Source organism: Klebsiella sp. G-Nf4, from assembly GCF_002810615.1.
GTDB lineage: Bacteria > Pseudomonadota > Gammaproteobacteria > Enterobacterales > Enterobacteriaceae > Klebsiella > Klebsiella variicola.
The window spans coordinates 400,836-422,268 of record NZ_PION01000002.1; the positions used below are offsets into that span (position 1 = coordinate 400,836).

22 protein-coding genes and 1 other annotated feature are annotated in these 21,433 nt (G+C 55.6%); of the genes, 13 read left to right on the plus strand and 9 right to left on the minus strand.

The window, feature by feature from the left end:
• Together CWM57_RS08120 and CWM57_RS08125 are read right to left on the minus strand one after the other, a co-directional pair.
• Complete coding sequence (locus tag CWM57_RS08120) at positions 1-1,287, minus strand: HlyC/CorC family transporter (RefSeq protein ID WP_061153620.1); 1,287 nt, start codon at positions 1,285-1,287, stop codon at positions 1-3.
• A gap of 19 nt (positions 1,288-1,306) precedes the next feature.
• Complete coding sequence (locus tag CWM57_RS08125) at positions 1,307-2,098, minus strand: inner membrane protein YpjD (RefSeq protein ID WP_023282914.1); 792 nt, start codon at positions 2,096-2,098, stop codon at positions 1,307-1,309.
• A gap of 163 nt (positions 2,099-2,261) precedes the next feature.
• Here CWM57_RS08125 and ffh point away from each other — a divergent pair, with 163 nt between their 5' ends.
• The 7 genes from ffh to CWM57_RS08160 all read left to right on the plus strand — a co-directional run bounded on the left by ffh (position 2,262) and on the right by CWM57_RS08160 (position 7,899).
• A complete protein-coding gene (gene ffh / locus CWM57_RS08130; RefSeq protein ID WP_002914152.1) occupies positions 2,262-3,626 on the plus strand; it encodes a signal recognition particle protein in 1,365 nt (454 codons plus the stop codon).
• A 270-nt stretch (positions 3,627-3,896) separates the two neighbouring features.
• Positions 3,897-4,145, plus strand: coding sequence for a 30S ribosomal protein S16 (gene rpsP, locus CWM57_RS08135; protein WP_012540839.1), 249 nt, complete (start codon positions 3,897-3,899; stop codon positions 4,143-4,145).
• Between the two features lie 18 nt (positions 4,146-4,163).
• Positions 4,164-4,712: a ribosome maturation factor RimM gene (gene rimM / locus CWM57_RS08140; RefSeq protein ID WP_008806093.1), complete on the plus strand. Its 549-nt coding sequence runs from the start codon at positions 4,164-4,166 to the stop codon at positions 4,710-4,712.
• Between the two features lie 31 nt (positions 4,713-4,743).
• Entirely contained in the window at positions 4,744-5,511 is a 768-nt protein-coding gene (gene trmD / locus CWM57_RS08145) for a tRNA (guanosine(37)-N1)-methyltransferase TrmD (RefSeq protein ID WP_008806092.1), read from the plus strand.
• A 39-nt stretch (positions 5,512-5,550) separates the two neighbouring features.
• On the plus strand, positions 5,551-5,898 hold the full coding sequence (gene rplS / locus CWM57_RS08150) for a 50S ribosomal protein L19 (RefSeq protein ID WP_002914145.1): 348 nt from the start codon (positions 5,551-5,553) through the stop codon (positions 5,896-5,898).
• A 118-nt stretch (positions 5,899-6,016) separates the two neighbouring features.
• Entirely contained in the window at positions 6,017-6,475 is a 459-nt protein-coding gene (locus CWM57_RS08155; RefSeq protein ID WP_100675885.1) for a DUF2946 domain-containing protein, read from the plus strand.
• A 56-nt stretch (positions 6,476-6,531) separates the two neighbouring features.
• Entirely contained in the window at positions 6,532-7,899 is a 1,368-nt protein-coding gene (locus CWM57_RS08160; protein ID WP_100675886.1) for a PepSY-associated TM helix domain-containing protein, read from the plus strand.
• Between the two features lie 8 nt (positions 7,900-7,907).
• Here CWM57_RS08160 and CWM57_RS08165 read toward each other — a convergent pair whose 3' ends face one another.
• From CWM57_RS08165 to CWM57_RS08175, 3 genes are read right to left on the minus strand one after another with little or no spacing between them, the layout of a single operon-like run.
• Positions 7,908-8,390 (minus strand): OmpA family protein, encoded by a 483-nt coding sequence (locus CWM57_RS08165; RefSeq protein WP_100675887.1) that lies wholly within the window; start codon positions 8,388-8,390, stop codon positions 7,908-7,910.
• A 13-nt stretch (positions 8,391-8,403) separates the two neighbouring features.
• Positions 8,404-9,627 (minus strand): diguanylate cyclase DgcN, encoded by a 1,224-nt coding sequence (gene dgcN, locus CWM57_RS08170; RefSeq protein ID WP_074387821.1) that lies wholly within the window; start codon positions 9,625-9,627, stop codon positions 8,404-8,406.
• Positions 9,620-10,129: a YfiR family protein gene (locus tag CWM57_RS08175; protein WP_012540842.1), complete on the minus strand. Its 510-nt coding sequence runs from the start codon at positions 10,127-10,129 to the stop codon at positions 9,620-9,622. Before CWM57_RS08175 ends, dgcN begins: the two co-directional genes overlap by 8 nt.
• A 343-nt stretch (positions 10,130-10,472) precedes the next feature.
• Between CWM57_RS08175 and aroF the strand changes: the two genes are divergently transcribed.
• From aroF to CWM57_RS08190, 3 genes are all read left to right on the plus strand, one after another.
• On the plus strand, positions 10,473-11,543 hold the full coding sequence (gene aroF, locus CWM57_RS08180) for a 3-deoxy-7-phosphoheptulonate synthase AroF (RefSeq protein WP_100675888.1): 1,071 nt from the start codon (positions 10,473-10,475) through the stop codon (positions 11,541-11,543).
• A gap of 9 nt (positions 11,544-11,552) precedes the next feature.
• Positions 11,553-12,674 carry a bifunctional chorismate mutase/prephenate dehydrogenase gene (gene tyrA, locus CWM57_RS08185; protein ID WP_061153626.1) on the plus strand — a complete coding sequence of 374 codons (1,122 nt, stop codon included), beginning with the start codon at positions 11,553-11,555 and terminating at the stop codon, positions 12,672-12,674.
• A gap of 62 nt (positions 12,675-12,736) precedes the next feature.
• A complete protein-coding gene (locus tag CWM57_RS08190) occupies positions 12,737-13,609 on the plus strand; it encodes an SMP-30/gluconolactonase/LRE family protein (protein ID WP_100675889.1) in 873 nt (290 codons plus the stop codon).
• On the opposite strand, the gene pheA is transcribed toward CWM57_RS08190, so the two are convergent.
• From pheA to bamD, 4 genes are all read right to left on the minus strand, one after another.
• A complete protein-coding gene (gene pheA / locus CWM57_RS08195; RefSeq protein ID WP_061153628.1) occupies positions 13,606-14,766 on the minus strand; it encodes a bifunctional chorismate mutase/prephenate dehydratase in 1,161 nt (386 codons plus the stop codon). The genes CWM57_RS08190 and pheA overlap by 4 nt on opposite strands.
• Before the next feature lie 24 nt (positions 14,767-14,790).
• Positions 14,791-14,915, minus strand: a sequence feature (Phe leader region).
• Positions 14,867-14,914, minus strand: coding sequence for a pheA operon leader peptide PheL (pheL, locus tag CWM57_RS08200; RefSeq protein ID WP_100632159.1), 48 nt, complete (start codon positions 14,912-14,914; stop codon positions 14,867-14,869). (Overlaps the previous feature by 48 nt.)
• 105 nt (positions 14,916-15,020) lie before the next feature.
• On the minus strand, positions 15,021-15,356 hold the full coding sequence (raiA, locus tag CWM57_RS08205; RefSeq protein WP_061153629.1) for a ribosome-associated translation inhibitor RaiA: 336 nt from the start codon (positions 15,354-15,356) through the stop codon (positions 15,021-15,023).
• A 271-nt stretch (positions 15,357-15,627) separates the two neighbouring features.
• The gene (gene bamD / locus CWM57_RS08215; RefSeq protein ID WP_061153630.1) at positions 15,628-16,365 is read right to left on the minus strand and encodes an outer membrane protein assembly factor BamD; all 738 of its coding nucleotides are present in this window, start codon (positions 16,363-16,365) and stop codon (positions 15,628-15,630) included.
• A 131-nt stretch (positions 16,366-16,496) separates the two neighbouring features.
• Here bamD and rluD point away from each other — a divergent pair, with 131 nt between their 5' ends.
• The 3 genes from rluD to clpB all read left to right on the plus strand — a co-directional run bounded on the left by rluD (position 16,497) and on the right by clpB (position 20,908).
• Positions 16,497-17,477: a 23S rRNA pseudouridine(1911/1915/1917) synthase RluD gene (rluD, locus tag CWM57_RS08220; protein WP_032433442.1), complete on the plus strand. Its 981-nt coding sequence runs from the start codon at positions 16,497-16,499 to the stop codon at positions 17,475-17,477.
• Positions 17,474-18,205: a purine nucleoside phosphorylase YfiH gene (yfiH, locus tag CWM57_RS08225; protein ID WP_008806081.1), complete on the plus strand. Its 732-nt coding sequence runs from the start codon at positions 17,474-17,476 to the stop codon at positions 18,203-18,205. The genes rluD and yfiH overlap by 4 nt, the downstream gene beginning before the upstream one ends.
• 129 nt (positions 18,206-18,334) lie before the next feature.
• Positions 18,335-20,908, plus strand: a complete 2,574-nt coding sequence (gene clpB / locus CWM57_RS08230; RefSeq protein ID WP_061153632.1) for an ATP-dependent chaperone ClpB — start codon at positions 18,335-18,337, stop codon at positions 20,906-20,908.
• Positions 20,909-21,433: the final 525 nt, after the last annotated feature.

Consider the following 21,433-nt stretch of genomic DNA (forward strand, 5'->3'; position numbering starts at 1 on the left):
CTACTCCGCGACGCTCTCGCGTAATGATTTCACCGGCATCACTTTCACCTGTTTAATCATGTTGTCCTGCACGTCGAGGATATCTATATCGTACTGCTCAATGCGCACGCGGGTGCCCGGGACCGGGATCTCTTCCAGCGCCTCGAGGATGATACCGTTGACGGTGCGCGCTTCATCTTCCGGCAGATGCCAGTTGAAGGCTTTATTGATCTCGCGAACGTTGGCGCTGCCGTCGATAATCACCGTGCCGTCGTTAAGCGGGGTCACTTCCTCCGCCAGGGTGGGTGACATAGAGGTGGTGAAGTCGCCGACAATCTCTTCAAGAATATCTTCGACGGTGACCAGCCCCTGAATATCGCCGTATTCATCGACCACCAGACCGACTTTCTTTTTATTGCGCTGAAATTTCACCAGCTGGGTGCTGAGCGGAGTCCCTTCCGGAACAAAGTAGATCTCATCTGCCGCCCGCAGCATGATCTCTTTTGTGAACTCTTTCTTCTCCGTCATCAGACGGTAGGCTTCGCGAACACGCAGCATGCTGATGGCATCGTCCAGCGAATCGCGGTAGAGCACGATGCGGCCATGCGGCGAGTGGGTCAGTTGGCGGACGATAGATTTCCAGTCATCATTGATGTCGATGCCGACAATCTCATTGCGCGGCACCATGATGTCGTTAACGCTGACTTTTTCCAGATCCAGGACCGACAGCAGCATATCCTGGTTGCGCCGTGAGATTTGTGAACGGGATTCATTCACAATCGTGCGCAGTTCATCTTTGCTCAGGGCGCTACTGATGACGGTATCGGTGCGGATGCCCATCATGCGCATCAACATGCGGGTGATGGTATTCAGCAACCACACCAGCGGCATCATCAGCACCTGCAGCGGCGCCAGCAGGAAGCTGCTGGGGTAGGCGACCTTTTCCGGATAGAGGGCGGCGATGGTCTTCGGCAGCACCTCGGCAAATACCAGTACCACAAAGGTGAGCACGCCGGTGGCGATCGCGACGCCGGCGTCGCCGTACAGGCGCATGCCGACGATGGTGCCCAGCGCCGAGGCGAGAATGTTGACAAGGTTATTGCCGATGAGCACGAGGCTAATCAGGCGGTCCGGCTTGCGCAGCAGCTTCTCCACGCGCTTAGCCTGGCGGTTGCCTTGTTTCGCCATATGACGTAGCCGGTAGCGGTTCAGCGTCATCATGCCGGTTTCGGAGCCGGAGAAATAGGCAGAGATAATCACCATGACGATCAGCGTTATGATCAGCGTGGTGGTGGAGATATGTTCCACGTAGGATTCCTTAAAAGACTTAGCTCACGAACTGCTGCAGCACGCGGCTACCAAAATAGGCCAGCGTCAGCAGACCGGCGCCAGCGACGCTGAACCAGACCACGCGACGTCCGCGCCATCCTTCATGATAGTGGCCCCACAGCAGGACGATATAGACGAACCACGCAATAATCGACAGCACCGCTTTATCAATGTTTTCGCTGCTGAACAGATTGTGCATATAGAACAGGCCGCTGCACAGGGTCAGGGTCAGCAGCACCACGCCGACCTGGGTGATGTGAAACATTTTGCGCTCAATGCTCATCAGCGGCGGCATTTCGCTACTGAAGGCTAGCTTTTTGTTCTTTAACTGGTAGTCGATCCACGCCAGCTGCAGCGCATACAGCGCGGCAATGATCAGCGTGGCGTACGAGAAGAGCGACAGACCGATATGCACCAGCATCCCCGGGGTGGTTTCCAGGTGAGTGATATATTCGTTAGGCACGAAAGTGGCGAAGGCCAGATTGATTAGCGCGAAGGCATAGACAATAGGCAGCAGCAGCCAGCCGCGATTGCGCGAGGCCACGATAGTCATCACCGTACAGATCATCAGGCTGACCAGCGACCCGACGTTCAGTAAGCTGAGGTTTTGCCCGCTCTCGCCGCCGGGGAATATCCGTGCTTCCAGCGCAAAAGCATGGCAGATCAACGCGATAGTCGCAGATAAAATCGCCATACGCCGCCAGCTGCTGTTTTTTTGCAGCAAGCCGGGGATAATCAGCGCCAGGCTGATGGAGTAGGCGACAAGGGCGAGTAGAGCAAAAACAGGCATAGGTGTCGGCTGTTGGCTAAATAAGAAAGAGAAGCAGTATAACGTCAGCAGGCCTCTGCTCCAACCGTTGCAGCACATTCAGATTGATGTCGTGTTATACTCCGCCACATTCGTTTTGTGTGTCGCTGCGGCGACCGACCGTTTCCACCTCAGGCGAGAGACAATGTTTGATAATTTAACCGATCGTTTGTCGCGTACGCTGCGCAACATTAGCGGCCGCGGACGCCTTACAGAAGACAATATTAAAGACACCCTGCGCGAAGTGCGCATGGCGCTGCTGGAAGCGGACGTTGCGCTTCCGGTGGTACGTGATTTCATCAGCCGCGTGAAAGAGAGCGCGGTCGGCCATGAAGTCAATAAAAGCCTGACCCCGGGTCAGGAGTTCGTCAAAATCGTCCGCAACGAGCTGGTGGCGGCGATGGGCGAAGAGAACCAGACGCTCGACCTGGCGGCGCAGCCGCCGGCGGTGGTGCTGATGGCGGGTCTGCAGGGCGCCGGTAAAACGACCAGCGTCGGTAAGCTGGGGAAATTCCTGCGCGAGAAGCACAAGAAGAAAGTGCTGGTGGTCTCCGCGGACGTTTACCGTCCGGCGGCGATTAAACAGCTGGAAACCCTGGCCGAGCAGGTCGGCGTCGATTTCTTCCCGTCTGACGTCGGCCAGAAGCCGGTGGATATCGTCAATGCGGCGCTGAAAGAAGCGAAACTCAAATTCTACGACGTGCTGCTGGTGGATACCGCCGGTCGTCTGCACGTTGACGAAGCGATGATGGACGAAATCAAGCACGTCCACGCCGCCATTAACCCGGTTGAAACCCTGTTCGTCGTCGATGCGATGACCGGTCAGGATGCGGCGAATACCGCGAAGGCCTTTAACGAAGCGCTGCCGCTGACTGGCGTGGTGCTGACCAAAGTGGACGGCGACGCCCGCGGCGGCGCGGCGCTGTCGATTCGCCATATTACCGGCAAGCCGATTAAATTCCTCGGCGTCGGCGAGAAAACCGAAGCGCTGGAGCCGTTCCATCCGGACCGCGTCGCTTCCCGTATCCTCGGCATGGGCGACGTGCTGTCGCTGATCGAAGATATCGAGAGCAAAGTTGACCGCGCGCAGGCCGAGAAGCTGGCCTCCAAGCTGAAGAAAGGCGACGGTTTCGATCTGACCGACTTCCTTGAGCAGCTGCGTCAGATGAAAAACATGGGCGGCATGGCCAGCCTGATGGGCAAGCTACCGGGTATGGGCCAGATCCCGGACAACGTAAAAGCGCAGATGGACGACAAAGTGCTGGTGCGTATGGAAGCCATCATCAACTCGATGACCCTGAAAGAGCGCGCCAAGCCGGAAATCATCAAAGGCTCACGTAAGCGCCGTATCGCCGCTGGCTGCGGGATGCAGGTGCAGGATGTGAACCGTCTGCTGAAGCAGTTCGACGACATGCAGCGCATGATGAAGAAGATGAAGTCGAAAGGCGGCATGATGAAGATGATGCGCGGGATGAAAGGGATGATGCCGCCAGGTTTCCCGGGCCGCTAAAAACAAGGGTATAAGGCTATCTTGTTTGCCATTTTAGCTCCGGGGTGTGCTCGAAATGCTCACGTACTACGTGTACGCTCCGCTTTCTGCGCGCACGCCGGAACTAAACTAGCTGCACCGATATACGCCTTCTATCCCTTGTTTAATGCTCAGTACCAAGATGCTGATTGCATTTTTCCCAGAAATCAGTAAAATTTTCGGGCTTTTAATATGACACCGGGCTCCGTTCCTCGATGGGGCCCGGTTGTTTTATTCACACAAGAGGATGTTATGGTAACTATTCGTTTAGCACGTCACGGCGCTAAAAAGCGTCCGTTCTACCAGGTTGTTGTCACCGACAGCCGTAATGCACGCAACGGTCGCTTCATCGAGCGCGTTGGTTTCTTCAACCCGATCGCTAGCGGCGCGGAAGAAGAAACTCGCCTGGATCTGGATCGTATCGCTCACTGGGTTGGCCTGGGCGCTACTGTTTCCGATCGCGTTGCCGCGCTGATCAAAGCCGCTAACAAAGCAGCTTAATCTGTCACGGTGGTCATGATGAGCAAGCAACACACCGCACAAGCACCTGTTGATCCGATCGTATTGGGGAAAATGGGTTCTTCCTACGGTATCCGTGGTTGGCTCAGAGTGTTTTCCTCCACCGAAGACGCCGAAAGCATTTTTGACTATCAGCCCTGGTTAATCCAGAAGGCGGGTCAGTGGCAGGTTGTTGAGCTGGAAGGCTGGCGCCACCACAATCAGGACATCATCATCAAGCTGAAAGGCGTTGACGATCGTGATGCCGCGAATCTACTGACTAATTGCGAAATTATCGTGGATTCATCGCAGTTGCCGGAGCTGGAAGAGGGTGACTACTACTGGAAAGACCTGATGGGCTGCCAGGTAGTTACGACGGAAGGCTATAGCCTCGGTAAAGTCATCGATATGATGGAAACCGGGTCTAATGACGTACTCGTCATCAAGGCAAACCTGAAAGATGCATTTGGCATCAAGGAGCGGTTGGTTCCGTTCCTCGATGGGCAGGTTATCAAGAAAGTCGATCTCACTACGCGTACTATCGAAGTAGATTGGGATCCTGGTTTTTAAATTCTCCGGATAAACGGTAAAAGACGGCGCTATGTGGATTGGCATAATTAGCCTGTTTCCTGAAATGTTCCGCGCAATTACCGATTACGGGGTAACTGGCCGGGCAGTAAAAAATGGCCTGCTGAGCATCGAAAGCTGGAGTCCTCGCGACTTCGCTCATGACCGGCACCGTACCGTGGACGATCGTCCTTACGGCGGCGGACCGGGGATGCTAATGATGGTGCAACCTTTACGGGATGCTATTCATGCAGCAAAAGCCGCGGCAGGTGAAGGCGCGAAGGTGATTTATCTGTCACCTCAGGGACGCAAGCTTGATCAAGCGGGCGTCAGCGAACTGGCAACGAATCAGAAACTGATTCTGGTGTGTGGTCGCTACGAAGGGATAGACGAGCGCGTAATCCAAACCGAAATTGACGAAGAATGGTCAATCGGCGATTACGTTCTCAGCGGTGGTGAGTTACCGGCAATGACGCTGATTGACTCCGTTTCCCGGTTCATTCCGGGAGTACTGGGCCATGAAGCTTCGGCAACGGAAGATTCCTTTGCTGATGGGTTGCTGGATTGCCCGCACTATACCCGTCCTGAAGTGTTAGAAGAGATGGAGGTACCGCCAGTATTACTGTCGGGAAACCATGCTGAGATACGTCGCTGGCGTCTGAAGCAGTCGCTGGGCCGCACCTGGCTTAGAAGACCTGAACTTCTGGAAAACCTGGCTCTGACTGAAGAGCAAGCAAAGTTGCTGGCGCAGTTCAAAAGCGAACACGCGCAACAGCAGCATAAACATGATGGGCAGGCGTGAGCCCCCAATATCAGTTTACCCAGGATAAGAGATTAAATTATGAGCAACATTATTAAGCAACTTGAACAAGAACAGATGAAGCAGGACGTACCTTCCTTCCGTCCGGGTGATACCGTGGAAGTGAAAGTATGGGTTGTTGAAGGTTCCAAAAAACGTCTGCAGGCATTCGAGGGCGTGGTTATCGCTATTCGTAACCGCGGTCTGCACTCTGCATTCACTGTTCGCAAAATTTCCAACGGCGAAGGCGTTGAGCGTGTCTTCCAGACTCACTCTCCGGTAGTTGACAGCATTGCTGTTAAACGTCGTGGTGCTGTACGTAAAGCTAAACTGTACTACCTGCGTGAGCGCACTGGTAAGTCTGCTCGTATCAAAGAGCGTCTTAACTAAGATTCGCTTTCGCGACATCCTGACAGAAGGGCTGGCCAGATGGCTGGCCCTTTTTTTATCTTTGTTGTAACCATCGTGATGTAAATCATTTACAATACGCCCTCATTTCGGAGGGGCGGTGGTCAGCAACAGTTTCCTGCAAACGACACCTAAACGGCGAGCCGCCTGGCTGGCACTGTTGGCGATCCTGTTGATCGTCGTGGCCCCCCTGATCTCAATCTACCTGCAAAAAGACCCCATGAGCGCGATGCCCGGCATGCATCACGCTATGATGATGGACAGCTCGTCCGCGAGCATGGCGCAAATGCCCGACCACGAGATGGCGATGATGCATAGCACAGACGGCGCCACGCATACCGGACACGAACTGCCGCTGGACCATGCCGAAGCGTGTGGCTATTGCGTGCTGTTAGCCCATGTCCCGGGACTGCTTTTCGCGCTGGCGCTGTTCGTCGCCATGCTCCTGCGGCGCATTAGCCTGCCGGCTTCTCGCCCGGTATTAAAACACTGGCATTACTTCCCCTGGCTCTACCCTGAAACCCGCGCCCCGCCGCGGCTGTCTGCTTTTTCCCTTTAATAAAAAACAATCTGCGCACCGCGCAATGACCTCTTTTGCTTTAAAAAAGGAAAAGTATGACAACCTGCACCTCGCGCGCGGCATGGTTAAACCTGCTGCGTCGCCTCCATTTCTACATCGGACTGTTTATCGGACCGTTTATCTTTGTCGCTGCCCTGACCGGCACGCTGTACGTGGCGACGCCGCAGCTGGAAAACTTGCTCTATCACGAAGCGCTGCATGGCCTTGCCGACGGGACTCCGCAGCCGCTCAGCGCCCAGATTGCGGTGGCGGAAGAAGCGACCCAGGGTAATCTGCGGCTGCTGGCGGTACGGCCGGCCCCCGCGATGGGGGAGACCACCCGGATTATGTTTGTTGACCCGAGCCTGGGCGAGTCAGAATCCCGGGCCATCTTTGTCGATCCGATCTCGCTACGGGTGAAGGGCGATATGACGGTCTACGGTACCAGCGGCATCCTGCCGCTGCGCCAGTGGATTGATTATGCGCATCGTTCGCTACTGCTGGGCGACAGCGGGCGACTCTACAGCGAACTGGCTGCCTCATGGATGTGGGTCGCCGCGCTGGGGGGAATTGCCCTGTGGGCGATGACGCGTCCAAAACGGCGGATCAATAACGCCCTGCAGAATCATCGTCGGTTGCACGTAACACTGGGCTGGGGCTTACTGCTGGGCATGCTGCTCTTCTCCGCCACCGGTCTGACCTGGTCGCAATGGGCCGGCGGTAATGTGGATAAAATGCGGGCGGCTTTCGGCTGGTGGACGCCGCAGGTGAATACCCTGCTGCACGGTGAGGCGCCGATGGCGCACGATCCCCACGCCGGGCATCATATGGACGGGATGGCCATGCAGCATCAGTCAGCGCTGCAGCCAGCGCAGTTTGACCAGGCACTGGCGGTGGCCCGTCAGGCGGGGCTGAACGCCAGCCGGCTGGAGATCCGTCCGCCGGTTTCGGAGGAACGTGCCTGGACGGTGAATGAGATGGACCGCCGCTGGCCGACGCAGGTGGACGCGGTGGCGATCGATGGCGCCACAATGCAGGTGGTGGATCGGACCCGGTTCGCCGACTTCCCGCTGATGGCGAAGCTGACCCGCTGGGGCGTCGATTTCCACATGGGGATCCTCTTTGGTCTGGCGAATCAGCTGCTGCTGGTGGGGTTCGGCTGCGCGCTGTGCGTCACCATCGGCGTGGGGTATCGGCTGTGGTGGATCCGCCGTCCGCCTCAGGCGGTCTGGGATCCGGCGCATTCGCTGCTGCAGGCGTGGTTATCACTCGTCTGGCCTGCCCGTGGGCTGGTGCTGGGGATAGCATTAGTCCTGGGGCTGGCCATGCCGTTGATGGGGGCAAGTCTGGTGCTGTTCATTGCCGTTGACTACCTGCGCTGGCGCGCGGCAACGGCAATGAGGATGGCGAAGTCGAGCGATTAAGCGAAGGCTTACGGCGTGCTGATGACCACCGTGACCCGGCGGTTTTCAGCGCGCCCGGCCGCCGTGTCGTTGCTGGCAATCGGGTATTTCTTGCCAAGGCCGCGGGTGACTAAATGACTGCGCGGGACATGGGCGCCTTCCGCCCAGGCATCGGCCACGCTATTGGCGCGCTTAAGCGACAGGGCTTCGTTATAGCTATCCTCACCGTAATTATCGGTGTGGCCTTCAAGGCGGCTATGGGTGATCCCGGTCGCCGCCAGCCGCGAGGCCATCGTGGTGATCTGCTGGCGGCTGTCGGGACGTAGTCGGTAGTCATTCTTGTCAAACAGGATGCTATCGGATAAGCCCAGGGACCAATCGCCATTGTTTTCAGTGAAGCCGTAAGATTTCATCGCCGCCACCTGCTCGGGGGTAAATTTTCCCTGAGGAGCCTGGCAACCTGTCAAAAGCGCCGCCGCCATCAGGGCGGGAGCGAAATATTTCCTGAGCATAATGAGTCCTTTATTATTTCAGCGTCTGCTGGATACGTTGGTTTTTCATCCGATACATATTCTGATCGGCAAGTTCTTGCAGTGATTCCGCGGTGGCGTGCTCCCACGCCAGGGCATAACCGACGCTCAACGAGAGCGTGGCGCTATGGCCATTGTGCAGGTTGAATGGCGGAAGAAATTGTTCGGACAGCGCCTGGCACAGGGCCTGCACTTCGGCTTCCGAGCGCACCTCGCGCAGCAGAACGGCAAACTCATCGCCGCCAAGGCGCCACGCCAGATGGCGTTTGCCGGCGAAGGCCATCAGGCGGCTGGCGACCTCCGTCAGCACTTTATCGCCCGCCGCGTGTCCCCAGTTGTCATTGATCAGCTTGAAGTTATCACCGTCAAGAAACAGTAACGCCGAGGTCTGATGGCCCACCTCGTTCTTCATCAGTTCGGCGAGCGCGTTGCGAAAGGCAGCGCGGTTAGCCAGGCCGGTCAGCGGGTCGTGTAGCGAGCTACGTAACAGCTGGGCGTTTTTGGCCTGCAGCTGCCGCTGCCAGTCCTCCATCTCCCCTAGCAGACTGTTAAAGTCCTGAGCGAAAAGATGGAACTCCTCAATACGCTCCTCGGGCACCCGACGCGAGAAATGGCGATTTTCGCGAATATCGTGCACAACTTCGGTGATGCTCTGCAGCGCGGCAACGATCCCCCGGTGCAGAGAGTGAGTCAGCAGCAGGGCGATAAACGAGGCGAGCAGAATGCTGCCGGTCAGTACCAGAATCGAGATCCCAAGAAAGTGGCTGATCAGCTTATCGAGAGCAGTCAGCTGCAGCTCGCCGATCTGTTTGCCCTGGTGCCAGATGGGCTGCACCGTGGGCTCAGGAAACAGCCATTTACTGACAAGCCCGCTCACTTGCTCTTTGTTGGCCAGCGGTTCGTGGCGCCACGCGGCGAAGTGCTGCTTCTGGCCATTGAGTACAATGGCCTGGGAAATCTGCCCTTGCTTCCCCAGTGAAGCGAGGGTGTCTTCTGCCGCCGCGCTGTCGCCAAATACCAGGGCGGCTTCAAGGCTGCGACCCATGGTCGCGGCAGTGAGCTCTAGATTTTTCTGCGCGTACTGCTTGAGCGTGAAGATTGAGGCTGTGCTTAGCAGCAGCCAGACCAGCGTCATGGAGATCACCACGCTTATCACGCTAATTCGACGAAGCGCGCGTTTAAATGTCGGGCGCGCGGTCTGTGAAAAGTCCTTATTCATGTGGTTTTTTCCGGGCAAGCATCAGGACGTCCGGGTTAACCCGGACCCCGCTGTGCGTCAGAACGTCCAGATTAACGGAGAAGCGGACCCTGTCGTCGTTGATGATCAGGCAAAACGCGCTACCAATGGAGCAATCCGTATTTTGTTCTGCGATGAGTAAAAGCGGCTTCGGGCCATAGCGGCGAGTTAATTCCGACTGTTGGGTCGGTGATTCGCTGCCAAAATAAAAACCATCGCAGGTCGTTTTTAACGCTTCTTCACTATTACGTACTATCACCGGTTGATAGGGCAAGGCATCCGGATCTTCATGAGCCAGGCTATGGGTGAAGCGTGATGAGGCAAAAATGCACAGCTTCGGCGCCCCTGTTAATGCCGGCCAACGGGTGTAGGTCACGATCCCGGAAACAATAGCGCGAACATGTTCTGAAGGTCCGGCAGCAAAAACAGGAGATACCGCGATGAGAAAAAATACAGTCAATAAAAGACGGTGTAATACTGTCATTAACGCTTCCGTCAAATTCGCCATAGCGCGGGAAATACCGCTACCGATGCCCGGCGCAGAATACCACTGTTAACAAAACCCGTCATTACATGCACCCTTTGCTTTGGGACAAATCTCACCAGGATTTTTCGTAATAGCCATAGCGATAGTGCGCAAGTTTGGTGTGATTTAGGGTGATGTAAACATTGTTGTACGTTTATTGCCGGGTTAAGCGCCAATTAATTTATTGGTGTAAAGTAAAATTTACGTAATATGGATTGAATTCTTTACTTCGTGTGGTATCGTTACGTCATGCCCGCTGAGGCAACCTTATATCGCAAACGAGCTACACAGGATCGCAATCATGCAAAAAGACGCGCTGAATAACGTACATATTACCGACGAACATGTGTTAATGACCCCGGAGCAACTGAAGGCGGAATTCCCGCTGAGCGTTGAACAGGAAGCGCAGATTGCGCATGCCCGTGAGACCATCTCCGATATCATCGCTGGCCGCGATCCGCGCCTGCTGGTGGTTTGCGGTCCTTGCTCGATTCACGATCCGGAAGCTGCGATTGAATATGCTCGTCGGTTTAAAGCCCTTGCCGCAGAGGTCAGCGATAGCCTCTACCTGGTGATGCGCGTCTACTTTGAAAAACCCCGTACCACCGTGGGCTGGAAGGGGCTGATTAACGATCCGCACATGGATGGTTCGTTTGATGTTGAAGGCGGCCTGAAGATTGCGCGTCGTCTGCTGGTCGAGCTCGTGAGCATGGGACTGCCGCTGGCGACGGAAGCGCTGGATCCGAACAGTCCGCAGTACCTTGGCGATCTGTTCAGCTGGTCAGCCATCGGCGCACGTACCACGGAATCACAAACGCACCGCGAAATGGCCTCCGGCCTGTCGATGCCGGTCGGCTTTAAAAACGGTACCGACGGTAGCCTGGCGACGGCCATCAACGCGATGCGCGCCGCGGCAATGCCGCACCGTTTCGTCGGCATCAACCAGGCCGGGCAGGTCTGCCTGTTGCAAACGCAGGGTAATCCGAATGGCCATGTGATCCTGCGCGGCGGCAAGGCGCCGAACTACGGTCCGGAAGATGTGGCGAAATGCGAAAAAGAGATGGCGCAGGCGGGACTGAAACCGTCGCTGATGGTAGATTGCAGTCATGGGAACTCCAATAAAGATTTCCGCCGCCAGCCAGCCGTGGCTGAATCCGTTGTCGCGCAGATCAAAGATGGCAACCGCTCCATTATCGGCCTGATGATCGAGAGTAATATCCACGAAGGCAATCAGTCCTCTGAACAGCCGCGTGAGGCGATGAAATACGGCGTCTCGGTGACTGATGCCTGCATCAGCTGGGAAAGCACTGATGCGCTGCTGCGTGAACTGGATAAGGATCTCCGCGGCCATCTGGCGGCCCGTTTGGTGTAAGAGGAAAGTATGGTTGCTGAACTGACCGCGTTACGCGATCAAATTGATGAAGTAGATAAAGCGTTGCTTAGCCTGCTGGCTAAGCGCCTGGAACTGGTGGCCGAAGTCGGCGAGGTGAAGAGCCAGTATGGCCTACCGATTTACGTCCCGGAGCGCGAGGCGGCGATGCTCGCCTCCCGGCGTGAAGAGGCGGCTGCGCTCGGCGTACCGCCGGATCTGATCGAGGATGTTCTGCGTCGCGTGATGCGGGAATCCTATTCCAGCGAAAACGACAAAGGCTTCAAAACCCTGCACCCGAATTTGCGGCCGGTGGTTATCGTCGGCGGCGGCGGGCAGATGGGGCGTCTGTTTGAGAAGATGTTAACGCTGTCCGGCTACCAGGTGCGTATTCTGGAAAAAGAGGATTGGGCGCGGGCGGCGGATATCGTCGCCGATGCCGGCATGGTCATCGTCAGCGTACCGATTCACACCACCGTGGAGACGATCGGCAGGCTGCCGCCGCTGCCGGCGGATTGCATTCTGATCGACCTTGCCTCGGTGAAAGCGGAGCCGCTGCAGGCGATGCTGGCCGCGCATCAGGGTCCGGTTCTTGGCCTGCACCCGATGTTCGGTCCGGACAGCGGCAGCCTGGCGAAGCAGGTGGTGGTCTATTGTGATGGCCGCCAGCCGGAAGCGTATCAGTGGTTCCTCGAGCAGATTCAGGTGTGGGGCGCGCGGCTGCACCGCATCAGCGCCGTTGAGCACGATCAGAACATGGCGTTTATTCAGGCGCTGCGCCACTTTGCCACTTTCGCCTATGGCCTGCACCTGGCGGAAGAGAACGTGCGTCTTGAGCAGTTGCTGGCGCTTTCGTCACCTATTTACCGGCTGGAGCTGGCGATGGTAGGGCGCCTGTTTGCCCAGGATCCGCAATTGTACGCCGACATTATTATGTCATCGGAAAACAACCTGGCGCTGATTAAGCGCTATTACCAGCGTTTCGGCGAAGCGATTGGCCTGCTGGAGCAGGGCGATAAGCAGGCATTTATCGACAGCTTCCGTAAAGTCGAACACTGGTTTGGCGATTACGCTCAGCGTTTCCAGAGCGAGAGCCGCACGCTGCTGCGTCAGGCGAACGATAATCGGCAGTAAAGCGAAAAAGGTGTATACAATAAAGCCAGCGACCGCTGGCTTTTTTTATAGGGATGACAACGATGGCTGAACCACAACCGCTGTTTGACTACACCGGATACCTGCCGGAATGCCCGACCTGGAGCGAGGCTGAACAGGCCCTCTACTGGGCCGATATCATGGAGTGTGAAATCCACCGCTACGATACCCGCAGCGGCGAACACCAGGTGCTGCAGTTTCCGGAGGAGGTCGGCTGTTTCTCCCTGCGTGAGAAGGGCGGGTTTATCGTTGCATTACGCAGTGGCATCTGGCTGACCGACGCCCACGGCCTGCTGCGGCGGAAAGTCTGTGATAATCCGAGCAATCCGGAGCTGGCGCGGTTTAACGATGGTGGGACCGATCGCGAGGGGCGTTTTTATGCCGGCACCTTCTGGGGACCGGGGGATTACAACGGTGCGCTGCTGATGCGGGTCGATAATGACCTGAAGCCGAAAGTGATCCAGTGTGATATCCATGGTGCCAACGGCCTCGCGTTTAGCGCCGACCAGCGCTGGATGTATACCTCTGATACGCCGAACGCCGTGATCTACCGTACGCCGCTGGATGAACAGGGTGAGCCTGGCCGACGCGAGGTGTTTCGCCGTTTCCAGCCGGGTGAAGGCATCCCTGACGGGGCGGCGATCGATGTGGAGGGCTGTTACTGGAGCGCGATGTTTGACGGCTGGCGGATTGCCCGTTTCTCGCCGCAGGGCGAGGAGCTGGAGACTTACCCGATGCCGGTTCGTTGTCCGACAATGGTCTGCTTCGGTGGGGCGGATATGAAAACGCTCTATATCACCACAACCCGGGAAAATATGGAGGACGATGAGCTGGCTCAGTATCCGCTGTCAGGCGCCATCTTCACCCTGCCGGTTGCGATGGCAGGGATGAAGAAATTACCGTTCCGCGAACGTTAAACCGGATCCACCGGCACCACGTTTTCGCTGGGGTAGCAACCGAGGACCTTCATGGAGCGAGTGATTTCCGCCAGCTCCTTCAGTGCCTTGCGCATGGGCAATGACTCCAGATTGGCCTGAATATCAAGGTAAAACATCTCTTCCCAGGGATTGCCGTGGATCGGACGGGATTCCAGTTTGGTCATGATTAGATTGTGGTTGCGCAATACCAGCAGGGCTTCCACCAGGGCGCCCGCCTGCTGACCGGTTGCCATTAACAGCGTGGTCTTGGCCGGAACCTGATCGGAGACGTTCACCGCTTTGCGCGCCAGGACGAGGAAGCGCGTGATATTCTGCGTCTGGTTGGCCTGGCAATGCTCCAGCACCTGCAGGCTATACAGGGCGCCACCCGCTTCGCTGCCGAGTGCCGCAACGGCCGGGGAGTTAGCCTGCGCCACTTTTTCCATTGCCGCCGAGGTGCTCTCGGTATATTCGATTTTCCAGTGCGGGTAGCGGCTCAGATACTGGCTGCACTGCTGGAACGGCTGAGGATGGCTGTAGACGGTCTGAATTTTATCGGCATCCGTCGAGGTGCTGACCAGCACGCAATGATCGATAGGGATCGTCAGCTCGCCAACGATCGACAGGCTGGTGTGCTGCAGCAGATCGTAGACGTCGTTGATCCCGCCAGAACTGGTGTTTTCAATCGGCACCACCGCGTAATCGGCCTGGCCGGTCTCTACCTGATTAAAAATATCGGCGAACTTCGCGCAGCCGCTCTCAATAAACTGCTCAAAGTGGCGAGCAGCATACTGACGCGCCGCCAGATGCGAATAAGAGCCTTTAGGGCCAAGGAACGCCACGCGGGCCGAATGCGGATTAATTTTATTCAGATGCTGCTGCAGCAGGGTTTGTTGGGTCAGGACAGAGTCTTCGATAATCAGCTGGAACAGGCGGGTGATGTAGTGTGCATCCAGATTATGACGCTTGCCGATGGTCATCAGACGCTCCAGCAGATCGCGTTCGCGGTCAATATCACGCACTGGACGGTGGGAAGCCAGTTTGGCTTTACCAACCTCAACAGCCAGCCCGCGGCGCTCCGCCAGCAGAGCAAGCAGTTTCTCGTCCAGCGCGCTTATCTTATCGCGCAGCGCCAGTAATGGGTTTTCCTCGGTCATAGATGTTGCCTTTGTTGTTATCAAATAAAAAAGGCCTCCCGGGTGGGAGGCCTTATTGTTCGTCTTCGCATTCTTTCTTATACGACGAATTGCCTCCCGGTCAGGGGAAGGTAAAAAAGAATGCGAAGAAGAACGGGACACGTTTCATGGTAAATTCCTTGAGGTAGTGGGGATTACAGTACCTGTACTGTTTTCACTCTGTCAATAAAAAACGCGCCCGAAGGCGCGTGGCATGACACAACTTAAGTTAAGGATTACTCTTCTTCTTCCACAAAGCCTGCCTCTTTCACCGACGTCGCGGCGCGGCGGGCTTCCCCTTTGTGTTGCACTTTATTCAGCTGCCGTTCCAGCTTGTTGATCAATTCGTTAATGGCGACGTACATATCTTCATGGCGCGCACTGGCAACCAGATGACCGTTGGGCGTATTGATGGTTGCATCAGCGATAAAACCCTGCGGCTCCTTAGACAGAATGATGTGCGGGTTAATTAAATGAGTTTGCCACTTATCCAGTTTGGCGAGACGGTCTGCGACATGCTGGCGGATTGCCGGAGTAATTTCCATTTGTTTACTGGTAATGTTCATTGTCATAAATTTTACCTCTTGTCTTTCCCGTCTTGGTGAATCCAGCATACCTTTCCCAATGTCAAAATGTGTGATCTAAATCACATTTTATTGTCACTTTTTGTCAACGAATTCATTTTGTGAGACAGGGCAGGAAGAAGTGAGATTTTACTTGTCGAACCCGACAAAGCAGGCCATATTTGATGAGTTAACCCGGCGCTAAACCGCTTCAGCTAGCCGGGATAAAGTATAAAAAAACGGCAGCCGCTGGCTGCCGTTTTGCTTTCGGATGTTACCCTCAGGTGTTCTTGTCGTTGGCGGCGATGATTTTGGCGACTTTGTCTGCCTGGGCGTTCATCTGCATCTGACGATAGGCGTTTTCCATCTTCGGCAGGGCATCGCGGGTGGCCTGGGTATCCGGATAGTTACGCATCATACCCTCCACGCGGTTCACGACGGCAACCCAGGCGCCACGGTCGGTGTAGTAATCCACGACCGACAGCTCATATTTGGCCAGGCGATCTTTCAGGAACACCATGCGTTTATAGGCGTCAGTGGCATACTGGCTGTTCGGGTAACCACGAACCAGTTTGGAGAAGTCATTGAAGGCATCGCGCGCGTGCTGCGGATCGCGGTCAGAGCGGTCAACGCCAAAGAAACCCTGCAGGGCGCTGTCATCCAGGGCCATGTTGGTCAGGCCGCGCATATAGATGACGTAATCGATATTCGGGTGGGTGGGGTTCAAACGCATGAAGCGATCGATGGCCGCCTGAGCCAGCGGCAGATCGGCGTTTTTGTAATACGCATAAATCAGATCCAGTTGTACCTGTTGGGAATAAGGGCCGAATGGATAACGGTTATCCAACGCTTCCAGTTGCGTTATCGCCTGTTTCCAGTTACCGTCCTGCAGCTTTTGCTGGGCAGTCGCGTAGATTTCATTCGGCGGATTATCAGGCACCTCTTCCTTAGAGCCGGAGCAACCCACCAAAGCCAGGCTCAGTGTGGCGGCTGCCACCAGGTATTTCATGCGCGTCATGACGTTTTGACTTCCTCAAAATGTTTATGCGGGAGAATCTCTGTTCCTGCTCCCGATTAAGACCAGCTACAATAGCACACTATATTAAACGGCAAAGCCGTAAAACCCAACGTTAAACGAAGAAGCTGTATATGGCACAACGAGTACAACTCACCGCAACGGTGACCGAAAATCAACTCGGTCAACGCTTAGATCAGGCTTTGGCCGAATTGTTCCCTGATTATTCGCGATCGCGGATAAAAGAATGGATCCTTGACCAACGCGTATTAGTCAATGGCACCATTGGCGATAAGCCGAAAGAAAAAGTGCTGGGGGGAGAGCACATCGCTATCGATGTCGAAATCGAAGAAGAAGCGCGCTTCCAGCCGCAGGATATTCCGCTCAATATCGTTTACGAAGATGATGACATCCTCGTGATTAACAAACCGCGCGATCTGGTTGTGCATCCTGGCGCGGGCAACCCTGACGGTACTGTGCTGAATGCGCTGCTGCACTACTATCCGCCGATTGCCGATGTGCCGCGCGCGGGGATCGTGCACCGTCTGGATAAGGACACCACCGGTCTGATGGTGGTGGCGAAAACCATTCCGGCACAAACCCGGCTGGTGGAGTCGCTGCAGCTGCGCGAGATCACCCGCGAGTATGAAGCGGTGGCCATCGGCCATATGACTTCCGGTGGCACAGTGGAAGAGCCGATCAGTCGTCACCCGACAAAACGTACCCATATGGCGGTACATCCGATGGGCAAACCGGCGGTGACCCACTATCGGATTATGGAACATTTCCGCATCCATACCCGCCTGCGTCTGCGCCTGGAAACCGGTCGTACGCACCAGATCCGCGTGCATATGTCGCATATCACCCATCCGCTGGTGGGTGACCAGGTGTATGGCGGCCGGCCGCGTCCGCCTAAGGGCGCGTCGGAGGAGTTCATCACCGCACTGCGTAAATTCGACCGCCAGGCGCTGCACGCCACCATGCTACGTCTGTACCACCCGATCACCGGCATTGAAATGGAGTGGCATGCGCCTATCCCACAGGATATGGTCGAGCTCATCGAGGCGATGCGTGCCGATTTTGAAGCCCATAAGGACGATATTGACTGGTTATGACTAAACTGATTGTACCGCAGTGGCCGATGCCCCGCAGCGTGGCGGCCTGTAGTTCGACCCGCATTGGCGGCGTGAGTCTGCCGCCCTATGACTCGCTCAACCTGGGCGCCCATTGCGGAGACAATCTGCAGCATGTTGAAGAAAACCGGCGGCGGATGTTTGCCGCCGGTGGCTTGCCGTCTTACCCGGTTTGGCTGGAGCAGGTTCATGGCACCGATGTTCTGACGCTGGACGGCGGACCCTATCCGTCGAAACGCGCAGATGCTTCTTATAGTCGTACGCCAGGCACCGTCTGCGCGGTGATGACCGCCGACTGCCTGCCGGTCCTGTTCTGTAACCGCGACGGCACCGAAGTCGCCGCGGCGCATGCGGGATGGCGCGGCTTATGCGAAGGCGTTCTGGAAGAGACGGTTGCCCGTTTCGCCGATAAAGCCGAAAACATGATGGCGTGGCTGGGCCCTGCCATCGGTCCGCAGGCGTTTGAGGTGGGGCCGGAAGTCCGGGATGCCTTTATGGCGAAGGACGAGAACGCGCACCGGGCTTTTCGTCCGGCAGGCGAGAAATATTTTGCTGATATCTATCAACTGGCTCGGCAGCGTCTGGCAAACGTCGGCGTTGAGCAGATTTTCGGCGGCGATCGCTGCACGCTAAGCGAAAAGGATGATTTTTTCTCTTACCGGCGCGACAAGACCACTGGTCGTATGGCAAGTTTCATTTGGCTGATATAACCTAGAGAATCAAGACGATCCAGAAGGCAAACTTATTTTTCGCATAGTTCAGGTCTTTAACCTTGAATAATTGAGGGATGACCTCATTTAATCTCCAGTAGCAAATTTGACCTGTTTATGGGAGGAGTTATGCGTCTGGATCGTCTTACCAATAAATTCCAGCTTGCTCTTGCCGATGCCCAGTCACTCGCACTCGGGCACGACAACCAATTCATCGAACCTCTTCATTTAATGAGCGCCTTGCTGAATCAGGAAGGGGGATCGGTACGTCCTTTATTAACCTCGGCGGGCGTGAATGCCGGAAAACTACGCACTGACATCGAACAGGCCTTGAGCCGTTTACCGCAGGTGGAAGGCACCGGCGGCGATGTACAACCTTCTCAGGATTTAGTGCGGATCCTGAACCTTTGCGACAAGCTGGCGCAAAAGAAAAAGGACAACTTTATTTCGTCGGAACTGTTCGTTCTGGCGGCGCTTGAATCGCGCGGTACGCTGACCGACCTTTTAAAATCTGCCGGAGCAACAACCGCCAACGTGACTCAGGCGATTGAACAAATGCGCGGAGGTGAAAGCGTGAACGATCAGGGTGCCGAAGACCAACGTCAGGCATTGAAGAAATTTACCGTCGATCTGACCGAGCGAGCCGAGCAGGGCAAGCTGGATCCGGTGATCGGCCGTGATGAAGAGATTCGCCGTACCATTCAGGTACTGCAGCGTCGTACCAAAAACAACCCGGTACTGATTGGTGAACCCGGGGTGGGTAAAACGGCAATCGTCGAAGGGCTGGCGCAGCGCATCGTTAACGGCGAAGTACCTGAAGGGCTGAAAGGCCGTCGGGTGCTGGCGCTGGATATGGGGGCGCTGGTGGCCGGGGCGAAATACCGCGGTGAGTTTGAAGAGCGTCTGAAAGGCGTGCTGACTGACCTGTCAAAACAGGAAGGCAACGTCATTCTGTTTATCGACGAACTGCATACCATGGTAGGTGCCGGTAAAGCCGACGGCGCGATGGACGCGGGCAACATGCTGAAGCCAGCGCTGGCGCGTGGTGAACTGCACTGCGTCGGGGCGACCACGCTTGATGAATACCGTCAGTACATCGAAAAAGACGCCGCGCTGGAACGTCGTTTCCAGAAGGTGTTCGTCGCCGAGCCGACGGTAGAAGATACCATTGCTATTCTGCGTGGCCTGAAAGAACGTTACGAGCTGCACCACCACGTGCAGATCACTGACCCGGCGATTGTCGCGGCGGCAACCTTGTCGCATCGCTATATTGCCGACCGTCAGCTGCCGGATAAAGCCATCGACCTTATCGATGAGGCGGCGTCCAGCATTCGTATGCAGATTGACTCCAAGCCGGAAGAGCTGGACCGTCTCGATCGCCGTATTATCCAGCTGAAACTGGAACAGCAGGCGCTGAAGAAAGAGTCTGATGAAGCGAGCCTGAAGCGTCTTGATATGCTCAATGAGGAGCTGGCGGATAAAGAGCGTCAGTACTCGGTACTGGAAGAAGAGTGGAAAGCGGAAAAAGCATCCCTCTCCGGTACCCAGACTATTAAAGCCGAGCTTGAACAGGCGAAAATCGCTATTGAACAGGCGCGCCGCGTCGGCGACCTGGCGCGGATGTCCGAGCTGCAGTACGGCAAAATTCCGGAACTGGAAAAACAGCTGGCGGCTGCCACTCAGTCCGAAGGTAAAACCATGCGCCTGTTACGTAACAAAGTAACGGATGCGGAGATTGCCGAAGTGCTGGCACGCTGGACCGGCATTCCTGTGGCGCGAATGATGGAAAGCGAGCGTGAAAAACTGCTGCGTATGGAGCAGGATCTGCATCATCGGGTGATTGGCCAGGATGAGGCGGTTGAAGCGGTATCTAACGCTATTCGCCGCAGCCGTGCCGGGCTGTCCGATCCGAACCGACCGATTGGTTCGTTCCTGTTCCTCGGTCCAACCGGGGTCGGTAAAACCGAACTTTGCAAAACGCTGGCTAATTTTATGTTCGACAGCGACGACGCGATGGTGCGTATCGATATGTCCGAGTTTATGGAGAAACACTCCGTCTCGCGTCTGGTCGGTGCGCCTCCGGGATACGTCGGTTATGAAGAGGGTGGCTACCTGACCGAAGCGGTGCGTCGTCGTCCTTATTCCGTCATCCTGCTGGATGAAGTGGAAAAAGCGCACCCGGATGTGTTCAACATTCTGCTGCAGGTACTCGACGACGGGCGTCTGACCGACGGGCAGGGGAGAACGGTCGACTTCCGTAATACGGTGGTCATCATGACCTCGAACCTCGGTTCCGATCTGATTCAGGAACGTTTTGGCGAGCTGGACTACGGTCATATGAAGGATCTGGTGCTTGGTGTGGTTAGCCAGAGCTTCCGTCCGGAGTTTATCAACCGTATCGACGAAGTGGTGGTCTTCCATCCGCTGGGTGAAAAACATATTGCTTCTATTGCCCAGATCCAGCTGCAGCGTCTGTATAAACGTCTGGAAGAGCGTGGGTATGAAGTGCGGATGTCCGATGAGGCGTTGAAGTTGCTCAGTGCCAATGGCTACGATCCGGTGTACGGCGCTCGTCCATTGAAACGTGCTATTCAGCAGCAAATTGAAAACCCGTTAGCCCAGCAGATCCTTTCCGGTGAGCTGGTTCCGGGAAAAACCGTCGAACTGGTGGTGAAAGACGACCGTATCGTGGCAGTGCAGTAAGTCACAAAACGACAAAAACGGGCCCAACGGGCTCGTTTTTGTTTAAAAACCAGGCAAGAATTAAAGCTCAACAATCATTTTGATTGAAAAGTGAGCGGTTGGATTCTTTTTTTGAATTTATCCTTGTCACTTCAGAATTACTCCCTATAATGCGCCTCCACTGACACGGAACAACGGCAAGCAAGCCGCCGGGTCAGCAGGGTTTCGGCGATGAAGTTCAATGCTGAAAACCGACAGAGAAAAGCAAAATAAGCGCTTGACTCTGCATGAGGAAAACGTATTATACGGGACCTCGCAACGGTGAGCTGAAAGCCGCGTTGCAACTGCTCTTTAACAATTTATCAGACAATCTGTGTGGGCACTCAAAGTGACATGGATTCTTAATGTCTTCGGACAATAAATGAATACCAAGTCTCTGAGTGAACATACGTAATTCATTACGAAGTTTAATTCACGAGCATCAAACTTAAATTGAAGAGTTTGATCATGGCTCAGATTGAACGCTGGCGGCAGGCCTAACACATG